Annotated in this window: 24 protein-coding genes and 2 pseudogenes; 11 read left to right on the top strand and 15 right to left on the bottom strand. The window is 66.7% G+C overall.

Features of this window, described 5'->3' with window-relative positions:
• Positions 1-48: 48 nt before the first annotated feature.
• Positions 49-831: a family 16 glycosylhydrolase gene (locus ACFFII_RS14665; protein WP_377699616.1), complete on the top strand. Its 783-nt coding sequence runs from the start codon at positions 49-51 to the stop codon at positions 829-831.
• Positions 828-2,123, top strand: coding sequence for an O-antigen ligase family protein (locus tag ACFFII_RS14660; RefSeq protein ID WP_377699630.1), 1,296 nt, complete (start codon positions 828-830; stop codon positions 2,121-2,123). The genes ACFFII_RS14665 and ACFFII_RS14660 overlap by 4 nt, the downstream gene beginning before the upstream one ends.
• A gap of 68 nt (positions 2,124-2,191) precedes the next feature.
• Here the strand turns inward: ACFFII_RS14660 and ACFFII_RS14655 are convergent, their stop codons facing one another.
• The gene (locus ACFFII_RS14655; protein ID WP_377699615.1) at positions 2,192-2,872 is read right to left on the bottom strand and encodes a sugar transferase; all 681 of its coding nucleotides are present in this window, start codon (positions 2,870-2,872) and stop codon (positions 2,192-2,194) included.
• A 363-nt stretch (positions 2,873-3,235) separates the two neighbouring features.
• Here ACFFII_RS14655 and ACFFII_RS14650 point away from each other — a divergent pair, with 363 nt between their 5' ends.
• The 6 genes from ACFFII_RS14650 (at position 3,236) to ACFFII_RS14625 (ending at position 8,895) form a co-directional block, all read left to right on the top strand.
• Positions 3,236-3,373, top strand: coding sequence for a hypothetical protein (locus ACFFII_RS14650; protein ID WP_377699614.1), 138 nt, complete (start codon positions 3,236-3,238; stop codon positions 3,371-3,373).
• Between the two features lie 137 nt (positions 3,374-3,510).
• Positions 3,511-3,771 carry a PqqD family protein gene (locus ACFFII_RS14645; RefSeq protein WP_377699613.1) on the top strand — a complete coding sequence of 87 codons (261 nt, stop codon included), beginning with the start codon at positions 3,511-3,513 and terminating at the stop codon, positions 3,769-3,771.
• 1 nt (position 3,772) lies between these two features.
• Complete coding sequence (locus ACFFII_RS14640) at positions 3,773-4,228, top strand: lasso peptide biosynthesis B2 protein (protein WP_377699612.1); 456 nt, start codon at positions 3,773-3,775, stop codon at positions 4,226-4,228.
• Positions 4,225-6,135, top strand: coding sequence for an asparagine synthase-related protein (locus ACFFII_RS14635; RefSeq protein ID WP_377699611.1), 1,911 nt, complete (start codon positions 4,225-4,227; stop codon positions 6,133-6,135). Before ACFFII_RS14640 ends, ACFFII_RS14635 begins: the two co-directional genes overlap by 4 nt.
• Positions 6,132-7,070 carry a phosphoenolpyruvate carboxykinase (ATP) gene (locus tag ACFFII_RS14630; protein ID WP_377699610.1) on the top strand — a complete coding sequence of 313 codons (939 nt, stop codon included), beginning with the start codon at positions 6,132-6,134 and terminating at the stop codon, positions 7,068-7,070. Before ACFFII_RS14635 ends, ACFFII_RS14630 begins: the two co-directional genes overlap by 4 nt.
• 1 nt (position 7,071) lies before the next feature.
• The gene (locus ACFFII_RS14625; RefSeq protein ID WP_377699609.1) at positions 7,072-8,895 is read left to right on the top strand and encodes an ABC transporter ATP-binding protein; all 1,824 of its coding nucleotides are present in this window, start codon (positions 7,072-7,074) and stop codon (positions 8,893-8,895) included.
• Here ACFFII_RS14625 and ACFFII_RS14620 read toward each other — a convergent pair.
• From ACFFII_RS14620 to ACFFII_RS14600, 5 genes are all read right to left on the bottom strand, one after another.
• Positions 8,871-9,116 carry a hypothetical protein gene (locus ACFFII_RS14620; protein ID WP_377699608.1) on the bottom strand — a complete coding sequence of 82 codons (246 nt, stop codon included), beginning with the start codon at positions 9,114-9,116 and terminating at the stop codon, positions 8,871-8,873. The genes ACFFII_RS14625 and ACFFII_RS14620 overlap by 25 nt on opposite strands.
• An 82-nt stretch (positions 9,117-9,198) precedes the next feature.
• Positions 9,199-11,634 (bottom strand): GNVR domain-containing protein, encoded by a 2,436-nt coding sequence (locus ACFFII_RS14615; RefSeq protein WP_377699607.1) that lies wholly within the window; start codon positions 11,632-11,634, stop codon positions 9,199-9,201.
• Positions 11,634-12,623 (bottom strand): glycosyltransferase family 2 protein, encoded by a 990-nt coding sequence (locus ACFFII_RS14610; RefSeq protein WP_377699606.1) that lies wholly within the window; start codon positions 12,621-12,623, stop codon positions 11,634-11,636. The genes ACFFII_RS14615 and ACFFII_RS14610 overlap by 1 nt, the downstream gene beginning before the upstream one ends.
• On the bottom strand, positions 12,620-13,621 hold the full coding sequence (locus ACFFII_RS14605) for a glycosyltransferase family 2 protein (RefSeq protein WP_377699605.1): 1,002 nt from the start codon (positions 13,619-13,621) through the stop codon (positions 12,620-12,622). Before ACFFII_RS14605 ends, ACFFII_RS14610 begins: the two co-directional genes overlap by 4 nt.
• Before the next feature lie 10 nt (positions 13,622-13,631).
• Complete coding sequence (locus tag ACFFII_RS14600; protein WP_377699604.1) at positions 13,632-14,795, bottom strand: glycosyltransferase family protein; 1,164 nt, start codon at positions 14,793-14,795, stop codon at positions 13,632-13,634.
• Between the two features lie 633 nt (positions 14,796-15,428).
• Here ACFFII_RS14600 and ACFFII_RS14595 point away from each other — a divergent pair.
• Together ACFFII_RS14595 and ACFFII_RS14590 are read left to right on the top strand one after the other, a co-directional pair.
• Positions 15,429-15,569 (top strand): hypothetical protein, encoded by a 141-nt coding sequence (locus ACFFII_RS14595; protein WP_377699603.1) that lies wholly within the window; start codon positions 15,429-15,431, stop codon positions 15,567-15,569.
• Between the two features lie 262 nt (positions 15,570-15,831).
• A complete protein-coding gene (locus ACFFII_RS14590) occupies positions 15,832-16,113 on the top strand; it encodes a hypothetical protein (protein WP_377699602.1) in 282 nt (93 codons plus the stop codon).
• Between the two features lie 281 nt (positions 16,114-16,394).
• Here ACFFII_RS14590 and ACFFII_RS14585 read toward each other — a convergent pair whose 3' ends face one another.
• The 6 genes and pseudogenes from ACFFII_RS14585 to ACFFII_RS14560 all read right to left on the bottom strand — a co-directional run bounded on the left by ACFFII_RS14585 (position 16,395) and on the right by ACFFII_RS14560 (position 22,225).
• Positions 16,395-16,694, bottom strand: a complete 300-nt coding sequence (locus ACFFII_RS14585) for a chromosome partitioning protein ParB (RefSeq protein WP_377699601.1) — start codon at positions 16,692-16,694, stop codon at positions 16,395-16,397.
• Positions 16,694-17,356 (bottom strand): ParA family protein, encoded by a 663-nt coding sequence (locus ACFFII_RS14580; RefSeq protein WP_377699600.1) that lies wholly within the window; start codon positions 17,354-17,356, stop codon positions 16,694-16,696. Before ACFFII_RS14580 ends, ACFFII_RS14585 begins: the two co-directional genes overlap by 1 nt.
• 466 nt (positions 17,357-17,822) lie before the next feature.
• Positions 17,823-19,151 (bottom strand): annotated as a pseudogene (locus ACFFII_RS14575) (IS701 family transposase).
• A 267-nt stretch (positions 19,152-19,418) separates the two neighbouring features.
• A complete protein-coding gene (locus ACFFII_RS14570; protein WP_377699599.1) occupies positions 19,419-20,453 on the bottom strand; it encodes an acyltransferase family protein in 1,035 nt (344 codons plus the stop codon).
• A gap of 534 nt (positions 20,454-20,987) precedes the next feature.
• Positions 20,988-21,209, bottom strand: a pseudogene (locus ACFFII_RS14565) (hypothetical protein); the annotation flags it as partial.
• Positions 21,210-21,478: 269 nt separating this feature from the next.
• Positions 21,479-22,225, bottom strand: coding sequence for a helix-turn-helix domain-containing protein (locus tag ACFFII_RS14560; protein ID WP_377699598.1), 747 nt, complete (start codon positions 22,223-22,225; stop codon positions 21,479-21,481).
• A 688-nt stretch (positions 22,226-22,913) separates the two neighbouring features.
• Between ACFFII_RS14560 and ACFFII_RS14555 the strand changes: the two genes are divergently transcribed.
• Positions 22,914-23,087 carry a hypothetical protein gene (locus ACFFII_RS14555; RefSeq protein WP_377699597.1) on the top strand — a complete coding sequence of 58 codons (174 nt, stop codon included), beginning with the start codon at positions 22,914-22,916 and terminating at the stop codon, positions 23,085-23,087.
• 92 nt (positions 23,088-23,179) lie between these two features.
• Here ACFFII_RS14555 and ACFFII_RS14550 read toward each other — a convergent pair whose 3' ends face one another.
• The 3 genes from ACFFII_RS14550 to ACFFII_RS14540 form a co-directional block, all read right to left on the bottom strand.
• Positions 23,180-23,602 (bottom strand): type II toxin-antitoxin system VapC family toxin, encoded by a 423-nt coding sequence (locus ACFFII_RS14550; protein ID WP_377699596.1) that lies wholly within the window; start codon positions 23,600-23,602, stop codon positions 23,180-23,182.
• Positions 23,602-23,856, bottom strand: coding sequence for a type II toxin-antitoxin system Phd/YefM family antitoxin (locus ACFFII_RS14545; RefSeq protein ID WP_377699595.1), 255 nt, complete (start codon positions 23,854-23,856; stop codon positions 23,602-23,604). The genes ACFFII_RS14550 and ACFFII_RS14545 overlap by 1 nt, the downstream gene beginning before the upstream one ends.
• Positions 23,857-24,142: 286 nt before the next feature.
• Positions 24,143-25,810, bottom strand: a 1,668-nt coding sequence (locus tag ACFFII_RS14540; protein ID WP_377699594.1) for a relaxase/mobilization nuclease domain-containing protein, incomplete at its 5' end; no start/stop codon positions are given.

The following is a 25,810-nucleotide window of genomic DNA, read 5'->3' as shown; positions in this document are numbered from 1 at the left end:
TAAGCCGGGCACCCCCTCGCGGCAACCGCACGGCCGAGGAGCCCGAAGATGCGCCACCTCCCCGTCCTTCTTGCCGCCCTGGTCACCCTGGGCCAGCCGCTTTCGGCCGAAACCCCCGAGCCCCATCCCGACGCGGCCGGCTTCTTCGAGGATTTCACCGGAGGGCTGGACCGCGATCGCTGGTATGTCTCGGACGGCTGGACCAACGGCGACTGGCAAGACTGCCACTGGTCGGGCGGGGCCGTGCGGGTGCAGGACGGCACCCTCACGCTGTTCCACATCCCCGTGCCCGAGGGGGGCGGCCGTCCGGCGCAATGCGGCGAGGTCCAGACCCGCGCCCGGCTTCACCACGGCACCTTCGAGGCGCGCATCCGCACCCCCCGCGCGCCGGGCCTGAACGCCTCGGTCTTCACCTATATCGGCCCGGTCCACGGCGCCCCCCATGACGAGATCGACATCGAGATCCTGACCCGCGACCCGGGCGAGATGACGGCCAACACCTATGTCGCGGGCAAGCCCCACAACGGCGGCGCGGCCCCCGCCACGCCCCCCTTCGACGAGGCCTTCCACACCGTCGCCTTCCGCTGGGAGCCGGACCGGATCACCTGGTATCTCGACGGGCAAAAGGTCCACCGCACCGCTCCCGGCAGCCTCCTGCCGACCCATCCCCAGAAGCTTTACATGTCCTTCTGGAGCACGGAGACCCTGACCGACTGGCTCGGGAAGCAGGTCCCGCGCGAAGGCCCCCTCGGCTACGAGATCGACTGGGTGGCCTATACGCCGCTGGGACAGGCGTGCCTGTTCGAGGAGTCGGTGACGTGCGTGGAATGATGGACGGAAAGGCCCTCACGCGGCTGCCAACGCGTGGTCGCCGCGGCTGGACCATCAGCTATTCGCCTTTCACGCTGGCAACTTTCGTCGCGGTCTTCGGCCTGGCCTTCATCATTCCCTTGGGTTCCAAGGGAGCGCTTCTGTTCCTGATGGGGGGCATGGCGATGGCAGCTCTCCGGCCGGGCGAGACGCTGGCCGCGCTGCGGCGGGAATGGCTGCTCGTCCTGCTGGCGCTCTGGTGCGTGATGTCCTTTGCCTGGTCGGATTATCCCTCGATCACCCTGCGGCACGGCATCCAGCTGGTTCTGACCGTGGGGATCGCCATTGCCATTGCCTATCGCCTGGCACCACTGGCCTTCGTCAAGGTCATGTTCGTGGCCAGTTCTCTTGCGGGGCTGGCCAGTCTGGCCTCGGGCCGCAGCCGCGCCGACGGGATGGGGTACCTGGGGATCTATGCCAGCAAGAACGCCCTGGCGAATGCCAGCGCGCTTCTCATCATCGTGGCGCTGGCACTGCTGCTCGACCGGAGGCTTCCGGCGCGCTGGCGCCTGCCTGCGCTGGGAAGCCTGCTTCTGGGAATGATGCTGCTGGTGATGGGCAAGTCCAGCGGCGCCCTGGTCAGCACCCTGGGGGTCGTTCTGGTCTTCGGCGCCATCGTGCTGCTGCAGCGCCTTGCACCCCATGTCCGGCTGGTGGTGATGGCGATGACGGTTGTGCTGGCGGCAGCGCTGGGGATCATCCTGTCCTTCTTCGCGGCCGAGCTGTCGCAGATGTTTCTTGACCTCACCGGAAAGGACGTGACCCTGACCGGGCGAACCGACCTCTGGGCCGTCGCCTTTCAGGAGATCGCGGCGCAGCCGGTCCTTGGCGTCGGGTTCCAGGCTTTCTGGGTGCAGGGCAATCCGTTGGCCGAGCAACTCTGGGCGATGTTCGGGATCGGCGGCCGGTCAGGGTTCCATTTTCACAACACCCTGATCTCGAACACAGTGGAGATCGGCCTGGTCGGCGCCACGCTGCAGGCGGTCATCTTCTTCGCGGCGCTGGTGTCGTCGCTGACCTGGGCGATCCGAAGTCCGTCCGCGGCCTCGGTCTTCTTCGCCCTCTTCATGGTGCGGCAGTTCCTGCTGATGTGGATCGAGGTGGTCTATTTCTTCCAGTTCGAACTGTCTTCGGTGATCACCATCGCCGCCGTCTGCTATGGACATGCCTTCCGCAACGCGCAGCGCACCCTGTCCCGAGGCCAGGTAGCCACGGCTCCGAAGGGGCGACCTGGGTTGCCGGCAGTCACCTGATCGCAGGACAGGGAAAAGGGGCACCTGGCGGGAAGGCGCCCCTTACGATCGTCACAAGACGGCAAGCCTCAATGTGCGCCGCGCGACAGCGCCACTGCGGGGATCGTCAGAAAAATGATCCGCAGGTCGCGCCACAGACTCCAGTTGGTGACGTAGAAGCGGTCGAGGCGGACCCGCTCGGCATAGGTGGTGTCGCTGCGCCCGCTGATCTGCCACTGGCCCGTCAGGCCGGGGCGCGTCGCGAGGTAGTGGCGGGCCGAGGTGCCGTAATGATCCAGTTCGGCCTGGACGACCGGGCGGGGGCCGACCAAGCTCATCTCGCCCTTCAGCACGTTGAGAAGCTGCGGCAGTTCGTCCAGGCTGAGCTTGCGCAGGACTGCTCCCAAGGGGGTGACGCGGGGATCGTTGACCAGCTTGCGCTTTTCCTTCCAGAGCGCGGCATCTGCAGGGTTCTCGCGCAGGTGGCGCTCCAGCACAGTGTCGCCATCGACGACCATGGTGCGGAACTTCCAGCAGCGGAACTCGCGCCCGCCGAAGCCGACGCGGTGGTGCCCGTAAAGCACCGGGCCGGGATCCATCACCTTGAGGAGGACGACCAGCCCCAGGATCAGCGGCCAGAGCAGCAGCAGGCTCAGAAGCACCAGCCCGATGTCGAGCGCCCGCTTCGCCCTTCCCCCGACTGGGGCCGAGGGCGTGGCGAGGACCCGGGGACGCGCCCGCAAGGAGGCGGATCGTGCAGGGCGGGCCATGAGGGAAGCCTTGCCATTCTCGGCAACAAGATCCTGAACGCGGAGCATCTGCATGAACACCAGCCCTACAAAAAACAACAGAACAATTACCAGCGCGGCGGCGGGAGGGGAAAAGACCCCGCGATCACCTAGATCAACTCTGGCACATTCATCTAGCTAGAATTTTATCAATTCTTCACGATAGCTAAAAAACACATGCCCCTCGCGCCTCCTAGGCCGAAGTTTTTGTCCTAATTGTCGAAGTTTAAAGGAATTTTTTGGGTGAGAAAGTTAACCTGTCTTTTTGGGCAGGTTGCAAAAAACCGCTCAAGAAGAAATCTGCCGGGGGCAGTCACAAACTGTCGTTTTTTAACAAGGTGCACCATGACCAAGACCTACACCCGCCCCGTTCTCCGCGTGCAGGGCAAGCTGGAAGCGATGACCCACGGCATGAGCGATGGCAGCAAGCTGGATGCTACGTTCCCGGTTGGTACGCCCAAGAACGAATTGACCTTCTCGTAATGAGAACAGGCAGGCGGCAGGAAACTGCCGCCTGCCAACAAGCTCCCCCCATCGTGAGACGAGGAAATGCTTCCCTGATCCCGTCTAGGTTGTTTTCTCTTTAATTTTTCAACTATAGTTTCGAGATGATAAAATTCATGACCTATTTCGTTTCCCCCGAATGCGTGTCCTGCGAAGTCGAGGACGGCATCGCGATCCTCGACCTGAGGTCCAACACCTACTTCAGCCTCGACCCTGTCGGGGCCGCGATCTGGGACCGCATGGCGGCGCCCGCCTCGCTGGACGACCTAGCGGCCGTCATCGCGGCCGAGTATGACGTGGCCCCCGAGGACTGCCGGCGCGACATTTCCGACCTGCTGGACGACATGCTGACGCATGGCCTGATCCAGACCGTCTGAGATGGGGGTGCTTCGTCGCATCCGGCGGCTGCGCAGGCGCGACGCCGCCCTGCTGTGGCAGGCGCTCGGCGCCGTGCTGCTGGCGCGCGCCCATCTGTGGCGCGGCGCCCATCATCGCCTGCGCCGCCTGATCGAAGCTCATCCCATCCCGGGCCCTGCGGCCCCGCCGCCGCGCGCCGACCTGGCCGAGATCGCTTGGTCGGTCCGCAACGCCGCCCGGCTGGTGCCGGGGGCGACCTGCCTGACGCAGGCCAGCGCGGGGCAGCTGCTGCTGGCGCAGCGCGGGTTTGCCTCGACCATCCGGCTGTCCGTGCCTGCGCAGGCCCCGGCGCCGGGCCGGTTGGCTCCCCATGCCTGGCTGATGGCCGGGGACACCATCGTCTTGGGCGGCACGGCCGAGGATTATGCCCGCCATCGTGCCCTGCACGACTTCACCCTTCCGGGCGCGCGGACATGAGCCGCTTTGCCGCCCTGCTGGGCCCCGGCGCGGGCCAGCCCGACACCGGCCGGCGCGTCGAGGCGGATCTTGCCCGCCGCACCGGGCAGGTTCCCCGCCGTTGGGGCAGCGAGGGCATCCAGCTGTGGCAGGCCGGGGCCTCGGTGGCGCGGTCCTTTGGGCCGCTGACGCTGGCGGGTGACCTGGCACTGACCGATCTGGCAGACCTGCGCACCGCCTTGGCAGCCGACCGGAACACAGACCCCGTCGGCCTGGTGCTGGCGGCCTGGCGGCGCTGGGGCGTCGAGGCGCTGGACCGGCTGTGCGGGGGCTTCGCCTTTGCCCTGTGGGACGCGCGGGTGCGGCGGCTGACCGTGGTGCGCGACCGCTTCGGCATCCAGCCGCTGGCCTATGCCGCCACGCAGAACCGGGTGGTGGTCGCGGGCGACCTGTCCACAGTGCTGGCGGGACTGGACGCCGCGCCCGAGATCGACCGCGCTTGGGTGGCGGGCTTCCTGTCAAGCCAGACCCTCGACGCCGCAAGGACGGCGTGGAAGAGCGTCCTGCGCCTGCCCCCCGGTCACCTGATGGTGGTCGAACCAGACGGGACCACCACCCTGCGCCCTTGGTACCGGCTGGAACGGACCGCTCCGCCCGAGGCGCGGGACGCGGGCGCCGCCCTGCACGCGGCGCTGGCCCATGCGACGCGGCAGGCCTGCGCGGATGGGCCCACCGCGACCATGCTCAGCGGAGGGCTCGATTCTAGCACGCTGGCGCTGCTGTCGGCGGGGCCGGATGCCCCCGCCCCCCGCCCCCGCCCGGCGCTGTCGCTGCGCTATCGCGACCCGGCGATGGACGAGGGGCCCTATATCGCGGACGTGCTGCGCCGGTCGGACGGCGGGCTGGCCCCTGTCCCGCTGCCCGGGGAAACGGCGGCGGCAGAGCTGTTCGACTTCAACGCGCAGCTCGACTGGCAGGACCAGCCGGTCTTCGCTCCGGGCCTCACGGGCACCCGCAGGCTTTACCGCGCCGCGCGCGACCAAGGCTGCCTGGCTGTGCTGAACGGCCATGGCGGGGACGAGGTCATCGGCGGTACCCCCCGCGACATCGCGCTGGTCGCCCAATCCGGCCAATGGCCCCGGGCGCTGAAGCTGGCCGCGTGGCAGGCCCGCTTCACCGGCGATTCCGTGACCCAGGCCCTTGCTGCCCTACTGGCGGCCAAGGGCCGGCGCGGCTTCGGTCGGCTGGGCCGGTGGGCGCTGACGGACAGCGGCCCGGCGCCGCAGGAATGGCGCGCGCTGGTCGATCCCGACCTCGCCCGCGAAACCCGCCTAGTCGAGCAGGTCCGCGCCAGCACCCGGCCCGACCCCGAGGACCGCGCCCTGCCTGAGGGCCTGCGCCTGCATGCCTCCGTGATGACCGGCCCGCTGGCCCCCGCCGCCTTTGAAGTGCTCGGCCGCGCCGCGCAGGCCGAGGACGTGGCACCACGCTATCCCTTTTATGATCACCGGGTGGTCGAGCTCTGCGTCTGGCAGCCCGTGCTGGCCAAGGTCGCGGACGGCCAGCCCCGCGCCCTGCTGCGCGAGGCGATGCGGGGCGTCCTGCCCGAATCGGTGCGGCTGCGGCGGGACAAGACCAACTTCATCGCCGATTTCTGGACCACGCTGCGGCAGGACCCGCAGGGCCGCCTGGCCGCTTTCCGCGCCGGTCCCGGTTCCCTGCAGGGCTGGGTGGACGCAGGCGTCCTGCGCGCCGATGCCACCCGGCTGGCGCGCTCGGCCGAGCCCGACCCGCAGGTGGCCTTCCGGCTGTGGCGGGCACTGTGGCTGGCCGCTTGGTTCGAGCGCGGCGCACCCCTTGCCTCTGCAGCCCCGCCCCTTTCTCTTGCGTCCCGCGCGCCCTGCCCGATCCTTGCGAGTGACCGATGACCGCTGCCCCTGCCCTGTCCGCCGCGACCGCCCCGGCCCATGCCTATGCGGCCTATGGCCTCGCCATCGCCTCGGACGTGATCCTGCCCGAGCTGTCCCCGCGCCCGCCCGGCGGCCCGGCCGACCTGTGCATCGCCGAGGCGCCGCAGCCGCAAGTCCCGCGCACCCCCCGGCCCGACTGCCGCTTCGCGCCCGAAGGCACCTGGTTCTGGTGGCCCGAGGTCGGGGCCTTCTCGGTCTCAGCCGACGGCAGCCGCATCGGGATCGAGCGCAAGCCCGGCGTTTCGGACGACCTGCTGGCCTTTCCGCTGCTGGGGCCGGTCCTGTTCGAGGCGCTGCGGCGCAACGGCCTTTTCGTCCTGCACGCCAGTGCGGTCGTTTACCGGGGGTACGGCATCGCCTTTCTGGCCGACAAGGGCGTGGGCAAGTCCACCACCGCCACGAACCTTCTGCGGAACGGCGCGCAGCTGCTGGCCGACGACCTCGTCGCCATCGACGCCGAGGGGCGGATGCTGCCGGGCTTCGGACAGGTCAAGCTGTCCGAGGGCGCGGCGCAACTGCTGCCCGAGGGGGCCACGGTCCGCGGCCATGTGCACCATGCGATCGACAAGGCCCGCGCCATGCTTGACCCCGGCCGGCTGGCCCCTGCCCCGGCGCCCGCCGCGCGGCTTTACCTGCTGGAACGCGCCCCGGCAGGCGAGCCTTCGGCGGTGCTGCCCATCCCGGCCTCGCAGGCGCTGACCGCCGTGCTGCGCTTTTCCTATGCCGTCCGCTTCGGCCAGGCGCTGCTGGCTGGCGCGGCAGCGGCCGAGCATTTCCGCGCCGCCGGCCGCGTGGCGCTGGACTGCCCGCCCCGGCGCCTGCTGCTGGCCGACGGGCTGGACCGCGCCGAAGACATCCGCGCCGCGATCGAGCACGACCTGGAGCAGGCCTGAGATGACACACGAGTCCTCTGCCGTCCTGGCTCCTACCTCCACGCCCGCCGAGGCGAAGGCAAGCCGGGGGCAGCTGTCCTCGCTGTGGCGGGCGATGCGGCACTTGGAAGGGCAGCGGCTCTGGATCGGGCTGGGGCTTCTGGTGCTGGGCACGCTCAGCGAGGGCGCGGCGATCATGACCTTCCTGCCGGTGCTGCAGCTGGTCGGCGCGGGCGGCACCACCATCGACCTGTCGGGTCTGGACTTTCCCGGCGCGGGTCTGCTGCCCGCCATGATCCCGCTTGGCCTGCTGCTGCTGGTGATCGTGGGACTGACGGGGCTGCAGGCGCTCTTCAATCGCAGCAAGGCCGTCTACCTGTCCGACCTGATCTACGACTTCACCAACCATTACCGCACGGCCCTGTTCCGGGACGTGGCGCAGGCGCGGTGGGCCCATGTCGCGCGCATCCCCCGCTCGCGCATCGAGCACGCGCTGACCGGCGAGATCGAGCGGCTGTATCTGGCCGCCTTCCTTGTCCTGTCCATCCTGCAGAACTTGGTGGGACTGTCGCTTTACTTCGTGCTGAGCCTGGCGATCTCGGTGCCGATGACGCTGCTGTCCTATGGCTTCGGGATCGTCGCGCTGGCGCTGATGCGGCCTTTCCGGCGGCTTGCGCGGCACTATGGCGACCGGCTGCAGGACCGGCGCGAACGCCAGCTGGCGGCGGTGTCGGAATTCGTGGGCAGTCTGAAGATGGCGCGCAGCATGAATCTGGAAAGCCGTTACTTGGGGCTCTTCTCGGCAATCTTGGGGCAGACCAAGGCGGATGCGCGCGAATTCACGCGGCAGTCCACCATCGGCTCGGGGCTGTTCCAGTTCGCCGTGGTCAGCGGGGCCGCGCTGTTCATCTGGGTGGCGCTGCGCTGGGTTCACCTGGACGTGGGCCGGATCGTGATCCTGCTGCTGCTGTTCATGCGCACGGCGCCGCGCTTCATGGGGATGCAGGGGGCGGTCCAGCAGCTGCTGGTGGACCTGCCGGCCTGGGGGGCGATCACCCGTCTGCGGGACGACCTGCAGGCGCAGCATGACCCGGCGATGGAGGGCAGCGACCCCGCCCCCGCCCCGCGCCGGGAAATCCACCTGGACCGCGTCACCTGGCGCTTCCCCGGCGAGTCGCGCGAAGCGGTCAGCGACTGTTCCCTGACCCTGCGGGCGGGCGAACTGACGGTGCTGGTCGGCCCCTCGGGCGCGGGGAAAACCTCGATGGCCGACATCGTGATGGGCCTTCTGGAACCCCAGAAGGGCGCGGTCTTGGTGGACGGCACGGCCCTGCGCCCCGGCCAGCTGCGCCGCTGGCGCGACCGGACCGGCTATGTCGCGCAGGAGCCCTTCATGATCAACGGCACCATCCGCGAGAACATGGCCATCGCCGCGGGCGGGCCGGTGGATGACGAGCGCATCTTCCGCGCGCTCGACCTGGCCTCGGCGGGCTTCGTTCGGAATCTTCCGGCGGGGCTCGACACGATGATGGGCGATCGCGGCGCGCTGCTGTCAGGGGGCGAGCGCCAGCGGATCGCCGTCGCCCGCGCCCTTCTGCGCGAGCCGGACGTGCTGGTGCTGGACGAGGCGACCAGCGCGCTTGACTGGGAAAACGAGGAGGCCCTGATCCGGGCCATCGACGGGCTGCGCGGACGCATGACGATCCTGGCGATCACCCATCGTCCCGCCCTCAGCCGGGCCGCCGACGCGGTTTTCGTGATGGAAGCGGGCCGCGTGGTCGCGGCGGAACGCCCGCGCGAACGGGGGATGCAGGCGGAAGGCTATCTTGGCAGGATGACCAGCTGATCGCATCGCTTGCGCACGCTGCGCGAAGGCCCGCCTGACGGGCCGCGGCCCCTGCGGGTGGCCGCGACGGCCACATAGGCCAGGATCACCACCTGCAGAACCAGGGCCGACAGAAAGGCCATTCCCAGGACCTGCCAGGCGGAATAGCCGGCCGAGATGCCCCAGGCCGAGATGCCAACCATCACGGCCAGAACAGCCATCAGATAGCGAACAACGAACATTCGAAGGTCCCCAAGCCTCTGACGAGTATACCAGAGGTTGAGGAAAAAGGCTTAAGAAAATATTAAAATGCCACCCATTTTTTTACCTTCCTTTCAGGGAAAGGTAATCCTTTGAACGGCTGAGGTAATTTTCCATGGCCTCGGGCATCAGATACGACCTGAGATGGCGCAGATTGACCCGGTCATAGACCACGCCCAGGCAATGCGCCTCGAGCTGCGGGTCCTCGGCCAGCACCGTTTCGGCGATGCTGCGGGGGGTTCGGCCCCATTCGGCGACGATCAGGAACTGGGGCAGTTCCTGCAGGATCGCCCGGCCCTGAGCCACGGGATAAAGCGGCGGCACATCCACGATCACGCGGCTGAAGTCGCCCCCCGCCTCGGACGCGATCTGCCCCAGGATCCGGCCGGTCAGCAGGTCGTCCGAGGCCCCGCCCTGTTCCAGCCCGCAGGGCAGCACGGCCAGGTTGGTGTCGGCGATGCCGACCAGCATGTCCTTCCAGTCGCCGCGTCCGGCCACCGCATCGGTCAACCCCGGCTTGCGGTCCAGCCCCAGCATCCGGCTGAGGCCGCGGGCGCGGCTGTCTGCGTCGATCAGCAGGACCGAGCGCAGCCCGACCCCCAGTTGGCCCGCGAGATTGAAGGCCACCGACGAGCGGCCCTCGTAGGGGTGGAACGAGGTGACGCCGGTCACGGGCGGCGAGCCGCCTGCGGCCTCGGCCGCCAGCCGGACATGGCGCAGCGTTTCGGCGTAAACGGAATCGGGATAATGCAGCACCGGCACCGGCACGGGGATCAGCGGCGGCCGGGCGCGGGACGGGACCGGCAGGGTCTCGCCCTTCGGCGCCTCGGCCGATGGCACGGTTGCCGGGACCTGCGGGGCGGGACGCGGGCGCAAAGGGCGCACCCGCGGCAGGACCGGCAGGTGCCCCAGGAAGCGCAGCCCGGAATGGTCCGTCAGGTCGTCACCCGTGCGCAGCGCGCGGTCGCGCCATTCCCGCCATGCGGCGATCCCCATGCCGAAGAACAGCCCCAGCAGGGTCGCGGCCAGCGCTGTGCGCAGCACCGCCGGTCCCGAGGGCGAGCCCGGCACCTGCGCATAGGACAGGATCCGCACGTTCGAGACCGGGAAGGACTGCTGCTGCTCGATCTCCTGCGAGCGGGTCAGCGTCTGCTGGTAGATTGCCGAAAGGGTCGCCGCCTCTTCCTGCAGGGCGCGCAGGCGGACGAGATTGGCAGCCTGCGCACTGTTTCTCTGCGAGGCCTGCTCGACGCTTTCCTGCAGGGTCTTCACCCGGGCGTTGGCCACGTCCAGCGTGCTCTGCGCCTCGGCCCGCTTGGCTTCCAGTTCGACGAACAGCCGCTCGGCCGTGGTGGCCAGCGTCCGGCGCAGGCCCGCGACCTGCGGATGGTTCGGACCCGAGGTGGACAGCAGCCGCTGCAGCCGGGCACGGACGTCGTTGTAGGTATCCAGCCGCGCGCGCAGCTCCTCGGAGACATCTCCGCCGATGGCAAGCGAGCTGTTGCTGTCCGTCAGCCCCTCGACGCCGCCCGCGACGGCGCGGTCATAGGTGTCAAGCACCGCCTGGGCGCGCGCGGCCTCGGTCAGGGCGGCGGTCAGGCTCGAGTTCAGTTCGTTCAGCGCCTGTTCGGTCAGAAGCCCGCCCGAGGACAGCGCGACCAGCCCGTTCTCGGTCGCAAAGCGCTCGGCCGCGTCGGCGGCGGCTTGGGCCTGCGCCTGCAGCTCGTCCAGCCGGGTGCGCATCCAGGCGTTGGTCTGGCCCACGGAATCCGCGTTTGTGACCAGGATGTCTTGCACATAGGCGTCGGCATAGGCATTGGCGACCTCGGCCGCGATCACCGGGTCATGCGAGGTGAAGCTGACCGCCACGGCCGAGCTTTGCCCGACGCGGAAGACCTCGACGCCCCCGCGCAGCCGCATCGCGGCCAAGCGCAGCCTGGGGTCGATCGGGGCGATCGAGGGGTCCATCCGGGCGCTGTCCGCCACCGGCTCGGCGGGCGCCCCGACCTCGGCCGGGGTGACCAGCAGGGTGATCTTGTCGCGGACCCAGGCCACCGGGCGCAGCACGGTGGAGATCCCCTGCCCGATCGCGCTCGTGAAGCCCGAGCGCGGCGGGTCCATGAAGGACGCGTTGTCCTGCAGCGCGGTGCGGTCCAGCACGTCATAGGCCAGCTTGTCGGATTCCAGCACGACGCGGGCGTTCTCGATCCGCTCGGACGGCAGCCCGGCGCTGTCGATGCCCCCCGCCTGCTGAACCGAGCGGTTGACGTTGCTGTCCAGCAGCAGGCTGGAATAGGCGCTGTAGGTTTCGGGCTTGGCCATCGCATAGGCAAGCCCCAGCCCCCCCAGCAGCACCGCGGGCAGCAGGATGGTCAGGCGCTGGCGGCGCAGCGCCACCACCACGCGGCGCAGGTCGATGGTCTGGACCGGCGCCGCCGAGCCCACGCCATGAGATGAACCGTAGGCGGCTCCCTCGAAAGGTTTCAGGTCGCGCGGCATCAGCTTCCCCCAGGTCCCGGGCGGAGGGCGGAGTCCGTCCGACCGGACGCCGTTCCGTAGATTTCGATCTGCCGCGCCCCGCCCAGGTGGGCGGCGGCGCCGACATGCAGGGCCGCGCGCATGATCTGGCGGTTGCGCCAGGCCGGGCGCGCCGCCCCCAGCAGCGCGAGCCCCCCGCAGGCTAGGGCCTTGGCGGCGGCCAGCCCCGCCGCACCCATCCGCCCGGTCCGCGAGCGGCCCCGGGCGATCAGGCTGGCATGGGTCTGGCCCATCCGGTAGCGCCGCCGCAGAAGCCATGCAAGCCGCGCGCGGTCAGCAGGGACGGTCTCGTGCACGACGGCGTCCTCGGCAAAGGCAATCCGCCCGCCCGCGCCTAGGAAATCGGCAAAGAAGGCGCTGTCCTCGCCGCCCGAGCGGCCACGGGCCGGATCGAAGCACAGCCCCCGCGCGGCCGGGTCGGCCAGGTCGATCAGGGTATTGCAGGTGTAGCCACTGGTGATCGCGCCGTCCTTGCCGAAAACGGGCAGCGTGTCATGGGCGCGGGCCTGGTCCATCCAGCCCGGTGCACCGGGTTTGTAATGGGCGCGCACCGGCCCCAGCACCGCGCCCGCCTTGGGCGCGGCCTGCTGCCCCGCCCTCCAGACCGCGACCAGGCGGGAAAGCCAGGCGGGTTCGACCGTCTCGTCGTCGTCCAGATAGACCAGCAGCCGCGCCCCCGTGGCGCGGGCGTGATCCAGCAGCGCGTTGCGGGCGATCGAGATATTGGCCTCGGGCGCGTGCAGATAGGTGATCGTCAGCGGATGCGTGGCCGCAATGGCCTCGGCCCGGTCCTTCGCGGATGGGGCGCGGTCGTTGTCGGCGATGGCGATAGCGACCGGCAAGCCGCAGGGCTCCAGCCCTTCCAGCGAGGCCAGCGTCGCGGCGAGTTCCGGGCGCCGGAAGGTGCAGATGCCGATCAGCACCTCGTCGCGGAAGGCGGGCGCGCTCATGCGGTGGCTCCCTGCGGGGCAGCCGGGCGGCGGGCCAGCCATTGCCGCCAGAAGCCCGCCGACCAGGCCATGTGCATCACCCCGGCGGCGAGGCCCGCCAGCAGCCCCTCGGGCCGTTTCGTCTGCAGGGCAATGGCCAAACCTCCGCCCAGGCAGGCGAGCAGCCACAGAACCAGCGGCAGAGCGAACCACGCGCTGAACGGCGCCAGCAGCACCAGCGCCGCCGCGGGCGCCAGCATCGCCACCACCGCCTGCCGCGCCGCAGGCCGCGCATTGTGCTTGAGAAGGTTCTTCGCCCGCCCCCGGCCGAAATTGTAATACTGCCGGACCAGCGGCCCGAAGCTTCGACGCGGGAAATAGGTCAGCCGCGTCCGGCCGGTCAGCCAGATCCGGTGGCCCGCGCCAGTCAGGCGACGATCCAGTTCCGCATCCTCGTTGTGGCTGAAGCTCTCGTCATAGCCCCCCACCCCGCGGAAGGCCGCGATCCGCATCAGGGCATGGTGGCCGTGATCGACCCAGGCGCCCTCGCCCGCCAGCCGGTGCGCCGAGCCGCCGTTGCCCAAGCGCGAGTTCTGCGCCTCGGCGATGGCCCGCTGCAGGAAGCCCTGCCCTTGGGCGTGCATCGAGACGACGACGCTGTCGGCCCCCGTCCGCCGTGCCTCGGATAGCAGCACGTCGCCGTAGTCGGCCGGATAGGTGCTGTGGGCGTCAAGGCGTAGCAGCCACTCGGCCCCTTCGCCGAAGCGCGCGACAGCCGCGTTCACCGCCGCCGCCTGCAGCCGCGCGGGGTTGTCCAGCAGGCGCAGGCGCCGGTGGTCGGCGGCGCGGCGACGCACGATCTCGCGCGTGCCGTCGGTCGAGCCGCCGTCGGCCACCACGACCAGCCCCTCGGCCCGTTCCGCGAAACCTAGGGCGAAATTCAGCACGCCCGCGATATGGGCGGCCTCGTTCAGCGCAGGGATCACGATCAGCACCCGAGGGGCGGCGAACAGCGGCATGGCGGGAACCTCAGCGGGCAAGGGCAGGAGCGGCCGGGGCGGCGGCTTCGGCCAGGGGAACAGCTGCGGTGCCGCAGATGGCGGCGGTCAGGCGGTGGCACTCGGCCTCGTCCATTTCCAGCGCGGTCCGGGGGATCGCGGCCACCGCCGCGCGGCGCCGGGCAAGGCCTGCCCCGTCCAGTGCGGACAGGGCCGCGGCGACGGCCTCGGGCTCGGCGGCGGCAACACTCACGCCGCAGCCCCAGGCGGCCACGCGGCGCGCGACCTCGGTCCCCTCCAGCACGACCGGGACGGCGCCGTTCAGGCAGCCCTCGTAAAGGCGGTTCGGCAGCAGCCAGTCCGAGTTTTGCCCCGCCTGGTAGCGGTCGATCAGCCAAGCCACATCGACGCCCCCGTAGATGTCCGGCAGGTCGTCGGGCCAGTCATAGGGTCCGAGGAAGGACAGGTCGGGGTTGGCGTCGATCACCGCATGGAAGTCGCCCATCACGTCCAGCGCCGGACGCCCGCGCAGCACCACCCTGAACCGCCCGGGCATGGCGCGGGTGAGCTGGTCCAGAACCTCCAGCGACCAGCGGCAGCGCAGCATCCCGAACCAGCCGATGACCAGCGGCCCGCCTTCCTCCAGCCCGCCGGGCGCGGGGGCGACGTTGAGGGGGGCTTGGGGACGGGCAAAGGGCTTGTTCTCGACCAGCAGCGCCGGCACCTCGGGCTGGCCATGGGGGCCGAGGTAGCGCGCGGCGAAGGCGGGCGAGGACAGGACGACCAGCCCGGCCCGGCGCATCAGCGCGGCCTCGACCTGGCGCAGGGCGCGGGCGACGGCCCCCTGCCCCAGCATCATGCCGTGGATGTCCAGCAGCTCATAGACCAGCCGCGCGTCGCGCGCGCGCGCGAGCCTTGCGCCTAGGGCCAGCATCTCGAGGTTGCGGGCCAAGATGACCTCGGGGCCGTCCGGCGCAGGAACCGCCCGGGCGACGCGCGGCCAGGCGGCCAAGATCGCGCGCACCCGCTGGACCATACGCCCGTTGGCCGTGCGCCCCAGCACGGTCGCGGGTTCGGGCAAGGGCCCCTGCCCCCGCCGGAACCCCGCCACGCGGACCGTCGCGCCGCCCCGCCGCAGCATCTCGACCCGCCGCCAGATCGCGGGGTCGTCGAGGTCATGGGCAAGATAGGTCACGTGCAATGTCGTCTCCGGCAGAAAGCAGCCGTCGGGATGGGCCAGAATGCAGGCCTTCGGGTAAAATGCAGAATTCCCCAAGGCCGGGTTGGTGCACCTGATAGACAATTCCGCTGCGCCGGAAAACCGTCGAATGGCTCGACTTGTACAAACAGACGACAGAATTGCGTGAAAACCTGTGAGGGCGGATTAACCTGAAGCTGATTGATGATGCAGGACTTTCGCTTGGGTTGCATTTGTTGCGTTTCCGGGCGGCGCAACGCCCTGCTCGGAAAGCGCTGGTTAACGCTTTCCTCATAATTTCTCTGAACCGTCGAGGGCCTTCCCTCCCCCGCGCCCACGGCAGGCACGGACATGACCGACCTGCCGTCGCCCGGGCGCACCCGGACGCGGAGACAGCCCTCCGCTCCTGCGGCAGCGATGCCCGGAGCCGCAGCCGACACGACCGATCAGCCGCATTCCCGACGAGCGCCTTTGGCGCCACTCAGGAGAGATGACGCATGCCCTATGATCCCGACCTTGCCCCGGTCTTCGACGAGTTCCGCAGCACGCAGGCAGATTACGGCGCGCGCCTTCCCTATCACCCATGACGCGGACGAGAAGGCCATCCGTCTGCATACGCCGGCCTTCTCGATGGACAAGCGCGCCGAGCACGACAGCCCGCCTGTTTTGGCATCAGGCTACGATCATCCAGAGGCAGACCAGGACGAGGTCTGCGACGTCGAGGGCGTTCGGTGGATGGAGGCCAAGATCCCTGTGCGCTGCTTCTCGTGATCTGCCTTCTGGCTTGCCGGGCGCGGCTCGACGGGGGCGATAGGCAGATGGACACAATGGGCGCCAAAGATCGATCTCCTAGAGAAGTTCAACTAATCTTGGAGTGGCGCGGACACTCCCTTCACCATGACCTTTGCCCAACACTACAGCAAGGTAGGCTCCAACAGCTGCACGGGCTCGTTCGGGGAACGAGATCGAGACGGACCAGTGGCTAGGCCTGACGAAGCCGCTGGACGAGGAATATTGTTCTTGGGCCTGCGCGGTGGTCTATCATGAGGACCCGCTCAAGGCGGAGGTCACGTTCGTCTTCGATGACGTCGAGGTCGGCTGCCACGTCCTGCACGCGCGGCACCAAGACATGAAGACCAAAATCGAGTTCTTCTCCATGGCCAACGTCGCCGTGAAGGCAAACGCCATCTATACGCCCGAGCAGTACGACACCGGTGATGGGCGGGGCCGGAGGGGCAACATGCTGGTGCGCGACATCGGCTATTATCTGGCAGGCTTCGCCATGATGCCCTTTGGCGAAGTGGCAAAGGACTAGGGCGCAACCGCTGCGTCTGGGACCGTTTTAGATAGGGCAAGGTGATCCTGCCCCATCCAAGCAGTGTCGGGTGGAACCCGGGCGCGTCCGAAAGCCTGCAAGGCAGAGCCTTGAGAGACCGGAATACAGCCCAGTGCATACTATTATTGGGTAATTGTTTTTACCGGATGATATAAATAATCAGATTATTTTGGAGATCCATAATCCTGTTGCAGCCTGAAATGAAAGATGGCACCGGATTTGTTTGTTTATCCGGTAAAAAAACAAACCAGATTACTTCATCAATCAGCCGTGCTTTCCCGGCTCTTGTAGAGCGCCCAAGCTTCCTCCAGCACCACACCCTGCTGGACGCCGCGGCGGCGGGCCTCGGCGGCGATCTCCTCCGCGACATGGGGCAGCACCTTGGCATGAACCTGTCCCGTGCGCGGGCTGGGCTTGCGGCCACGCCGCTTGACTGGGTCGCGGTCCACGAAGCCCAGTCCCTCGCCAGCGCGGTCTACACGTTCCACCGCCGCCGTGCTGCGGTCCTTTTCGCGCGACTTCAGCCGGCCTAGGTCCACGCTGAAAGGTTTGTCCGCCATCACGCATCCTCCGCCGTCAGCCGCGCATAAACGGCGCGGGCGAAGCCCTCGGCATTGCCGATCGCGGCCGCCATGTTGCCCTGCGCAGGCATGCTCCGCAGGTCGCCGCCGAACTCGAACAGCGCCGAGAAGGCCGTCCGCTCCATAAGAGGCGGCTCGATCAGATCGACGCCCTGGTCGTGCAGCGAGGCCTCGATCCCGCTGTGCTGGCGCGAGCGCACCGCCCGCGTCATGGTGAAGACCACGGCATGGGGGATGGGGCGGTCGAGCGCCTCCTCCTCCTCGCGGATCAGCTGCAGGGCGCGCACGCCCACGGTCGCGTCCAGCGTCGTCGCCCGCATCGGCGTGATCACCAGGTCTGCCTGCGAAATCGCCCGGCTGACCAGCCGCGAGGCCACGCCCTCAAGGTCCACGATGACGATCTGCCCGTCCATGTCGTGGCGCTTGATGGTGCGGACGATCTCGCCTTCGCCCACGTCCGACAGGACCGTGATGCGCGAGGGAAGGGGACCTCGACTGGCCCAGAGCGACAGCGACCGGTTCGGGTCGCAGTCGAGCAGCGTGACGGCGGCGCCAGCATGGGCAAGCTCAGTTCCCAGAATGATCGCGGCGGTAGACTTCCCGGCGCCCCCCTTGGGCGAAGCAATGACAACAGTCGGCATGATTCACGAACCAGATTATTATGGTAACCGGATATAAGAAATAATCCGGTATGCAACATCTTCTTGGACGCGTAGGAAAGCAGCCGAAGACCGGGAGGAGATATTCGTTCACAGATAGTCCATCAGTCTGTACACCGCGAGAGAAGGTCTTGGCGACCATTCGCTCCATCCAGCATCGCGTGGATAAGCCTCGCTGTCCGCACGTGGTGGCTCCTGTGTGGGTGTCAACGCCCTACCAGCTTCCATGCACCATCTGGGCCACGTCCTGGCGGAACTGGAACCGGCTGCCAATCGAGGTCTTGTAGTAGGAGGGGATCACCGAGCAGCCTTCCCGGATACCATCTTATCGTCACCCACCCAGACATAGTCGCGCTTTGCTAGCTTCTTTTACTGATCCACCACAATCAGCCCTTCGAGCTAGAGCACCGACACATAGCCCTTCTAGCACTACTTTGGCACTCCTGTTTCAGGCGGCCTGATCCATCGTCGGCAGTGTGGGTATTTGGTCAACAGGTGTGGTGGCCTGAGCGCTGCAATGATGGCCTGTCGGATGGCGGGCAGGCTCGGCTGAGGGGGGGCTGAGGGTTATTTTTTCCCCACCTGACTTGGGCTATGCGTCGCTGCCAGAGGAAGGCAAAGGCGATCATGGTCAGGAGCACGTGTCGGTGCAGCCCGGTCCAGGAGCGCCGTTCGAAGTGATCGAGGCCGAGTTCCTCCTTGAGCTGCTGGTGGGCCTGTTCACAGGACCAACGCGCCTTGATGGTGGCGGCAAGTGTCCTAAGGTCCGCGTCGGCAGGCAGGTTCGACTGGTAATACTTGCGCTCGCCCGAGGCGCGGCTCTCGCCCACCAGCCAAACCTCTTCGCCCGGCAGGTGCTAGGCTCCCATGTCGTGGATGCGCTGCGGCGGGCCGTCAGCCACGCGGACACGTAACGCTGCAAAGCGGGCGGCCAGCTGACCCCTGGCGCCACACCGCCAGCTCTATGTCTGCCAGTCGGCGTCCGCGAGTCCTGCTTCGGCAGACCATCTGAGCTGGTCAGGGACGTGGCGCTTGCGCGGGCGACCGTGTCTGGCGACGGGGAGGATCATCTCGACATCGACGGGGTAGACCTTTTGCTTGGCTGGGATGCCCACCGCCCACCGGAGACTCCGCTCGCTCAGGGCCTAGCGGAAGGGCGCGCTCCAGCCATAGCCCGCGTCCGCTAGGACGCACTCGAAGCGCACACCGGCGGCCCGAGATAGCGGTCGATCTTCTCGACCGCGATCTCGGACTTGCTCCGGAAGGTGCGGCACTCTGAGGACACACCGGACTTGTCGAGGCGAGCGCCATCCACCATCCAGCTCTCCGGGAGAAAGAGCCTCAGCGCGGTCGGCACCGGCACCTCGCCTGAGGCTAAGGTCAGCGACACCAGCGTCTGACAGTTGGCATTCTTGCCCAGCACAATCGCATACTGCGGGGCCACGCCGACTGAAGCGCTCCCCTTCTTCGGGAGCGCCGTGTCATCCACAATCAGGACGGCCTCAGAACCGCCCACCAGCCGGTCAGCCTGCGCCAGCAGCTCGGCGCCGAGCGGCTCGGTGTCCCAACGCCCAGCCGAGACGAAGTGATGCAGCGCATCGTGGCTGCGTAGTCCCAGCCGCGATGCCATGGGCTGGATGCTCTTGCGGTCTCCCGGGCCGATCAGGCCAGCGACATAAAGCGGGCACATGGCCCGCCGCGCCCGGTGGTCCCGCCGGGCCACAAATGGCTCCAGGAACCGGTCCAGTTCCGCTCGCCAGTCTGCCTCCCATCCTATATCCCCCTCCCGCCGCAACTCGCGACAGCAGAAGCAGCAAGAGAAGCAGGCGGTTTGAGTCAGTGTGCCAAAGTAGCGCTAGAAGGCAATGGCGGAAAAGCTGGTAGACCAGCCTCGCAGTTGGTGGCCTTGGCGCAGAAAAAAATAGCAACCATCGCACGATCAGCGGTAACGCTTTGAGCCCACTCAAACGCACAAGACGAGATGTGCGTTTTTGCGGATTCTTCTGGCGATGCGTTCGGGGTCAACCGCCTGCCCGGCAGAGCCTCACCTCACACTCTTTAAACCTGAGGGAACGGCGAAGAACACATTGTCAGGCACTCGCCGAAGAAGTCGGGCGAGCACGATGGAAGACATCATCGTGGCAAGGAACATAATCGCAATGTAAGCCTCTCCGCCTATCCGACCGAGCAGGGGCAGCATAGAGAAGAAGAATATGGCGACAAAGAACTGATGCAGCAGGAACAGCTCCAGCGATCGGCGGCCAAGATATTCAAAGCCACGGCTCATTGAGGGGAGGTTAGCTAAGGCATATCGCAGGATGTAGATGGCGGAGAACGTGGCGGGCACAGACAAGATCGGACGGTAGAACAAGGTTTCTCCATTCAGCTGCTTCAGCAGGTAAGCGCAGAACGTCCAGATCGCGAGAGCGATCAGCGCGCCAAGGAGCCGCCCACTTGGCATGTCTATGAATGACTTTGCGAACACGAAACCGATCGTGAAGAACAGGAAACCCCTCATCCCCAGATTTCGGATGACTAGGTCAAAACCTGAGGGCAGGTTGCCGTAATAGACGATCAGCAATGCTGCGAGCGAGAGCACGGAGGCGAGAAGCAGGAATGATGTCTTGCCAAGACCCCTGAAGGTCATGCCGAAGACACCCAAGATTGCGATCGTGTAGATGAACCACATGTTCCCGATCGGCTCGACAAGAGCCATTTGCAAACCACGGACCGTAGGGTTGGAGCCGCCCCATGGATATATCTGAAATCCGAGAAAGGTCAGCCCGACCGTAATCCAGCCCCACAGAGCCACTACCCAAACCGTCCATGCGATACGCTTGGTCAGAAACCATTTCCAGCCTCGCGCTGCGGGAATGGCAAACAGGATGCCGGAACACAGAAAAAATGCCGGCATCCGCACAAGGGCGATGGCACGGTCGATCGTATAGGCGGGGAGAAGGAAGCTTTGGCCCAGTTCGGGCAAGGCGAATGCTACGGAGAGGTAGCAGTGGTGCAAAATGACCAAGCAGATAGTAACGCCCCGAAGTCCATCCAGCCACGTTGTGCGATCAGAACTCATACCCAATAACCCACCCACTAGAACAATACACGGATCTTGTAGGATGACCACTTCTCCCTGATCAACCGCTAGCAACTGTATCGTTCAGCCGGCTTGGGCGGCCCACGGCTTCCGCGATCTGCATAGCGCATTGGCAATGGTGACAAGCTTGCGGGCGACGGCAGTGATGATGAACTTGTGCGGCTTGCCAGCTTTGCGCAGCCGCTGTGCGAAGGCTTTCAGTGTTGGGTTGTGATGCGCGGCCAAGGCCGTGATCACGCCCACGCCGGGCGCAGTCATGAACAGGCGCACCATGGGCATTGCCCGGGCAATGGCAGACAAGCGCCGGTCGAGCACCTTGATCTGGTCCAGGGTCGAGGCCCGCGCCTTCATCAGCGCCTCGGCAACCAGACGCATCTCGGGCGCGGCATCAAGCTCGCCCGAGATGATCTCTCCGGCGCGGCGTGCGAAGCTGCCGACGCGTTTGCCGAACAGCACGCCGAAGGTGCGCAACAGCCCGCGCAGTTCGTTCTCGATCTTGACGCGAATGCGCACCAGCGTCTCGCGAGCCGTGAGAAGCGAGCGGATCTGGTAGTTGCGGCGGGTCTTGATGCGCACCTGCTTGAACCAGGTTGTGCGCTCGCCGCTGCGTTCATGCCGTCCGGCGCCGATCAGACCTTCGACATCGGCCTCCATGATAAACTGCAGGACGGCCTCGGCGATGGAGCGCAGGAAGCCGCCCTGATCGTGCTTGGCCAGAAGCTCGGACAGGTCCATGTTCGTCTTGGTCCTCGGGGTCTCCGTAAGGTCCGTGGTTGAAGTCGCCAAACTCCACCTCGATCCTACACCTCGATGGCCACCCAGGATCGCACCGCCGGTAGTAATAAAATTACACCAGCTCCTCGGACGCTAACTCGCCACGCGTTACGACAGATGCCCGAAGGTCTTCCTGTCCACCATCGCACTCGCCGCAACCATCATGTTCTGGCCATGAAACTTAACGAGTCCTGAGCCTAGTTGGAGTGCTTCTGCGTCATACCCTCATCTTACACGGGAGTATAAGAATATATGGTAGACTGGGATTCAGTCCGCTTGACAGACTCGCGTAAGTCTAGGGCTCTGCCCATCTGCGCCAGTGCCTTCCCGAGAGGCGAGTCACCAAGCTGGAAACTGGCGAACTCCCCGAGATCGAGCGATGCCACATGCTCTGCCTCGATGTCCTTCCTGTCAGCCCGTGCGAGGTCATCATCCGTCAGGGAAGGACGGCCGGACCAGCGGCCCAGAAGCGCCAGGGCTCGCTTGGGTGCGGAAAGACGATAAGCGTTGCTGACCTGCCGGACCTGCGGACCACGGCCTTCGTTCGGGGTGGGCTCGAATCGGCGCAGCCAATCCAGAAAGCCGTGGTCGCGCAGCGCCTTCAAGGCCCGAACAACGGCATCCCTCGACCGCTTCAACTTGTTCATGATCCAGTCAAGGGAAGGGTCAAGGCGTCCCGTCTTGAAGCTGACCAAGTTGCCGAACAGCGCCAGGATCTCCAGAGCGATGCTTCCCAACGGTCCGTTGCGTCTGCCGGGCTTGCGGCCGTGCAGCTCGTATCGCTGCGCAGCCTTGATGATCTTCTGCACCTCTTGCCGCGTGGTGCTGCGCCAGAACGTGGCTTCGCAGGTGCCAAGCTGGTGAGAGGTGCGGTGGAGCCGCGTCCGGCCTTGGGCGCGCGCACCTGTGCAAGCCTGGGTCAGAACGCCAAGGCATCTGAAAAAATCGCCGCTTGCTGCGGCTGCTACAGTCGTCAAGTGCTGCTCCTATGTCACAAGAAGCGCGGTGTCCGCAGGCAAGCCTCATCCGTTCGCACAGATGCGCTTTTTGCTCTTGATTTCCGGGAGCGGGCAGCTAACTCTAGCAGGTGTAATCTGCTGCTAATCAGGTCGCCAAACCTGTGTTGCTACCCAAGCCCCCTCGTGCGGACCCCCGCGCGGGGGGTTTCCTTTTGGGCTGGTGGTTTATCCGATTCTGCTCGTCCTTCCCCTTTGGGGTATTTTGCCGGCCAGCCTAAGCCAGCAGGGGCTCAGCGGCAATTCTTTGTGCATACGCAGGCGGATGATCCTCAGCAGCTTATCCATTCAGCCGAGTAAGCGCCCGTGGCGTCCTGCAGGCGCAGGACAATGCTCCTGAAGGCTGGAGCATATACATCCTTGAGCGAGCCGCCGGTCTTCTGCCTGATCGTGTCATCGAGCCATTCAAGCATGTCATCGTTGGTCTCCCTGAGCGGAGCGGACTTCATCTTCGAGTAACCAAAGGACCGGACCCTGTAGCGCCCCCCGGGCACGGCCGAGGGCACGAGGCAGGATATCGGCCAGCCCGGAGCCATGGACGAATTAACCTTTTAGACAACTAAACGGAGAAAGAATCTCGATATAATCTCTGCATAGTTGATGATTTTGGCCGCTTCAGGCCCCTTGTACCAGTATACCGGAGGATGAATTGACCTCTCGCCAGACGCAGATGAACTTGCCTTCCTTTACCTTCCGCAGCCCTCCGGCAGGCTTGCATCTCACGGTCCAGGAATGGGCGCTGATCGTGAAGGCCCTGAGCGCCTATCAGCACAACCAGACCTACCGTCCCCTTTATGAAAAGCTCATAGACAGAACCTCCTGAGGTCCGTGACCCCGGCACGTCCGGCCCAGCTTTGCACGGGATTGCCACGGGCGTGGACTGCGGAACCTGCCTGCAGGCCTGCAGGCCCGCAGCTAGGATGCTGTCCAGGGGTTCAGAAGCGGAACGCCTGTAGCCGCGAAATCCGCGACGTTCCGGGTCACCACCCTCATGCCGTGGACAAGCGCTGTTGCGGCAATCAGCGCATCCCTTTCGGCCCGTGGGTCCGGCACGTGGAGGCGGGCACAGCGCAGCGCAACGATTGTGTCGACGGGCAGGGTGCGTTCGGCGAACTCGGGCATGACCCGGCTCTCCATCCAGCGGCGCAGCAAATTGCCCTGTGCCGGATCACGCTGCTCGACGCGCAGGATCCCGATCTCAAGCTCCATGAGGGTCAGGGCCGAGACATAGCAACTGCTGGCATCGGTTCCTGCCAACCATGCCATGACTCCGGGATCCGCCCGGCCATCCCCGACCCTGCGCAGCTCGGAAACGACATTGGTGTCGAGCAGGAGCATCAGGACAGGTCCGGAACCCGACTGCTGATACCGGCCCTTGGCGGCTCAAGGGGAATGTCGCTCAGCCCCGGCATCGCCAGCGCCTCGGCCAGGCTGCGCTGCTGGCCAGTGAGCCGCTGGTACTGTGCAAAGGTCAGCAGGACATGGGCGGGGCGGCCACGATCCGTGATGACGACTGGACCCTGAAGGGCGGCCCTCTTGGCGCGCCCGATGTCCTGGTTGAGCTCACGGCTGGAAAGGGTGGTGATAGTCACGACATCCTCCGAGGCAATGTAGTAACATTACTATAAATTGCTTAGAGGGTAAAAAAGCTTGTGCCCGCCCTTCAGCTACGCACCTTCATTGGAACAACAGCAATACCGCGTTCCTCTATGCATACCGACCTATCAGGAACCCCGCGTGGTTCCCGCTATCCTTGGTCAAGATGCCCGCATGTTTGCCGCTGTCGTCTTCATATCTTCCCCAAGGGACAGGCAGCGCCAAGGAAACCCTTCTCAGGTCAGCAGGCCACGGATGTTACAAGCGTCTGCAAGGGCCTCCTTACATTTCCAGATCATGGTCCTTGCGGCGCGGCTCATGCTGGGGTTCGTCATGTTCGTGCAGCCGTTCCTTTGCCAGCTCCGCCTGCCGCGTGCTCAGCCCGAGGCTTTCGTGGGCCTCCGCGGCGGCAACGAGCGCCCTCGCAATGTCGCGCCGCTGCCGGGCCGCGGGGACGTCGAGCGCCAGGGCGCGGTCGTCGCCGGCGGCGATCTGCGCCATCACCGTCTCGCCGTAACGCGCCTTGAGATCGGAGGCGAAGCGTTCGGCATGATCCTCATGCTCGAACGCGACCCGGCCGTGCTGGCGGTGAACCGCGGCCAGCGATGCCAGCGTCCGCGTCAGACGATCATCACGCGCAGGGCTGTGGTCGATCTCGAGCGCCCTGTTCAGCACGTGGGCGGCCGTGGCGTAGAAGCGGTCCACCAGCTCGGCGGCGGCATGGCGCTCGGCCTCGCGGTCGAGATCAAGACCCCGCGCCTGCGAGACGGCCTGAAGGTCCTGCCGGACCCACTCCCGCTCCTGCCAGGCGTTCGCGGCCGGCTGCTCGAGGCGGCCCGCCATCGTGCCGCGGTCGAGGCCGATGGCGCCAGCGGCGTTGAGCACCGCGGATCTGACCTCCTGCGTCGCGCGCTCGGTCAGCTCCCTTGTCACCGTGCCGCGCCGGATCTCCTCGTCCAGCACCTGGGTCCGGTAAAGCTCCGAGCGGGGCGCGCGCAGGACCAGCTCGGCCCCGCGTGCGTCGCCGAGATCGCGCAGGATCCCGGTCGTGATCTCGGCCAGCTCCTGGCGCATCTCACGCTGCTCTGCAGGCGCCAGCCTGGCAATCCGGCGCTCGGCCCGCTCAAGCCAGCCCGTGAACACCCGGTCCAGCTCCTGCCGGCTTCCGGCTGTCTCCAGGTCCATGGCGCCGGTCTCCAGGGCCTTGGGCGTCAGGATGCCGCCCGTCTCCAGGATCCCGGCCGCGCGCTCCATGCGAAGCGCCACCTCCTTGAGCCGGGACAGCGAGGCGATCGAGGCCAGCATCCGCAGGGTGGCAGCGCTCTGCTCGATGACCGCGAGCCCGTCCTCCAGCGCCTGTCCCTGCAGCTTGCGCTCGTGAACCTGCCGTTTCTCGCGGGCAGCCGCCTCGATCTCGGCGCGGCTCGGACCATAGGTCAGGATGCCGCGCTCGAGCCGCGAGGAGGCATCGAGCTCCACCCCCATGTCGGCCGCGATCCCGACCAGGCGCTCCTTCATCATGTCGAGGCAGAACACGTGGTCGCGAGCGATGTAGAACCAGCTGTCGCCGTGCAGCCCGCGATTGTTCAGCACGATATGGACATGCGGATGCGCCCGGTCGGTATGCAGCGCCGCGACATAGGCCCATTCGTCGGCGACATGCGTGCCCGACTGGAACATCTCGAAGGCCCAAGCTTCCGCGATCCGTAGCGCCTTCCGGGGCGACAGGTCAGCCGGGAAGGACAGCAGCAGATGCGTGGTGTGGCCGTTCTTCGGTGCGCCCTTCCAGGCGTCCTGCCAGTCCAGCACCAGCTCCTTGCGCTGCTCGGCCGACAGCGTGCGTGCCCCGAGCTCACAATCGGCCGCATGGCTGAACACGGCCTCGGACTTCCGGAACAGGTAGGTGAGCTGCGCCGCCAGTTGGGCGCCCGTGTGGGTGCCGCCCCGGGT

The sequence above is a fragment of the Paracoccus niistensis genome (assembly GCF_042432925.1).
Classification (GTDB): domain Bacteria; phylum Pseudomonadota; class Alphaproteobacteria; order Rhodobacterales; family Rhodobacteraceae; genus Paracoccus; species Paracoccus niistensis.
This window is presented reverse-complemented; position numbering and strand designations above follow the sequence as displayed.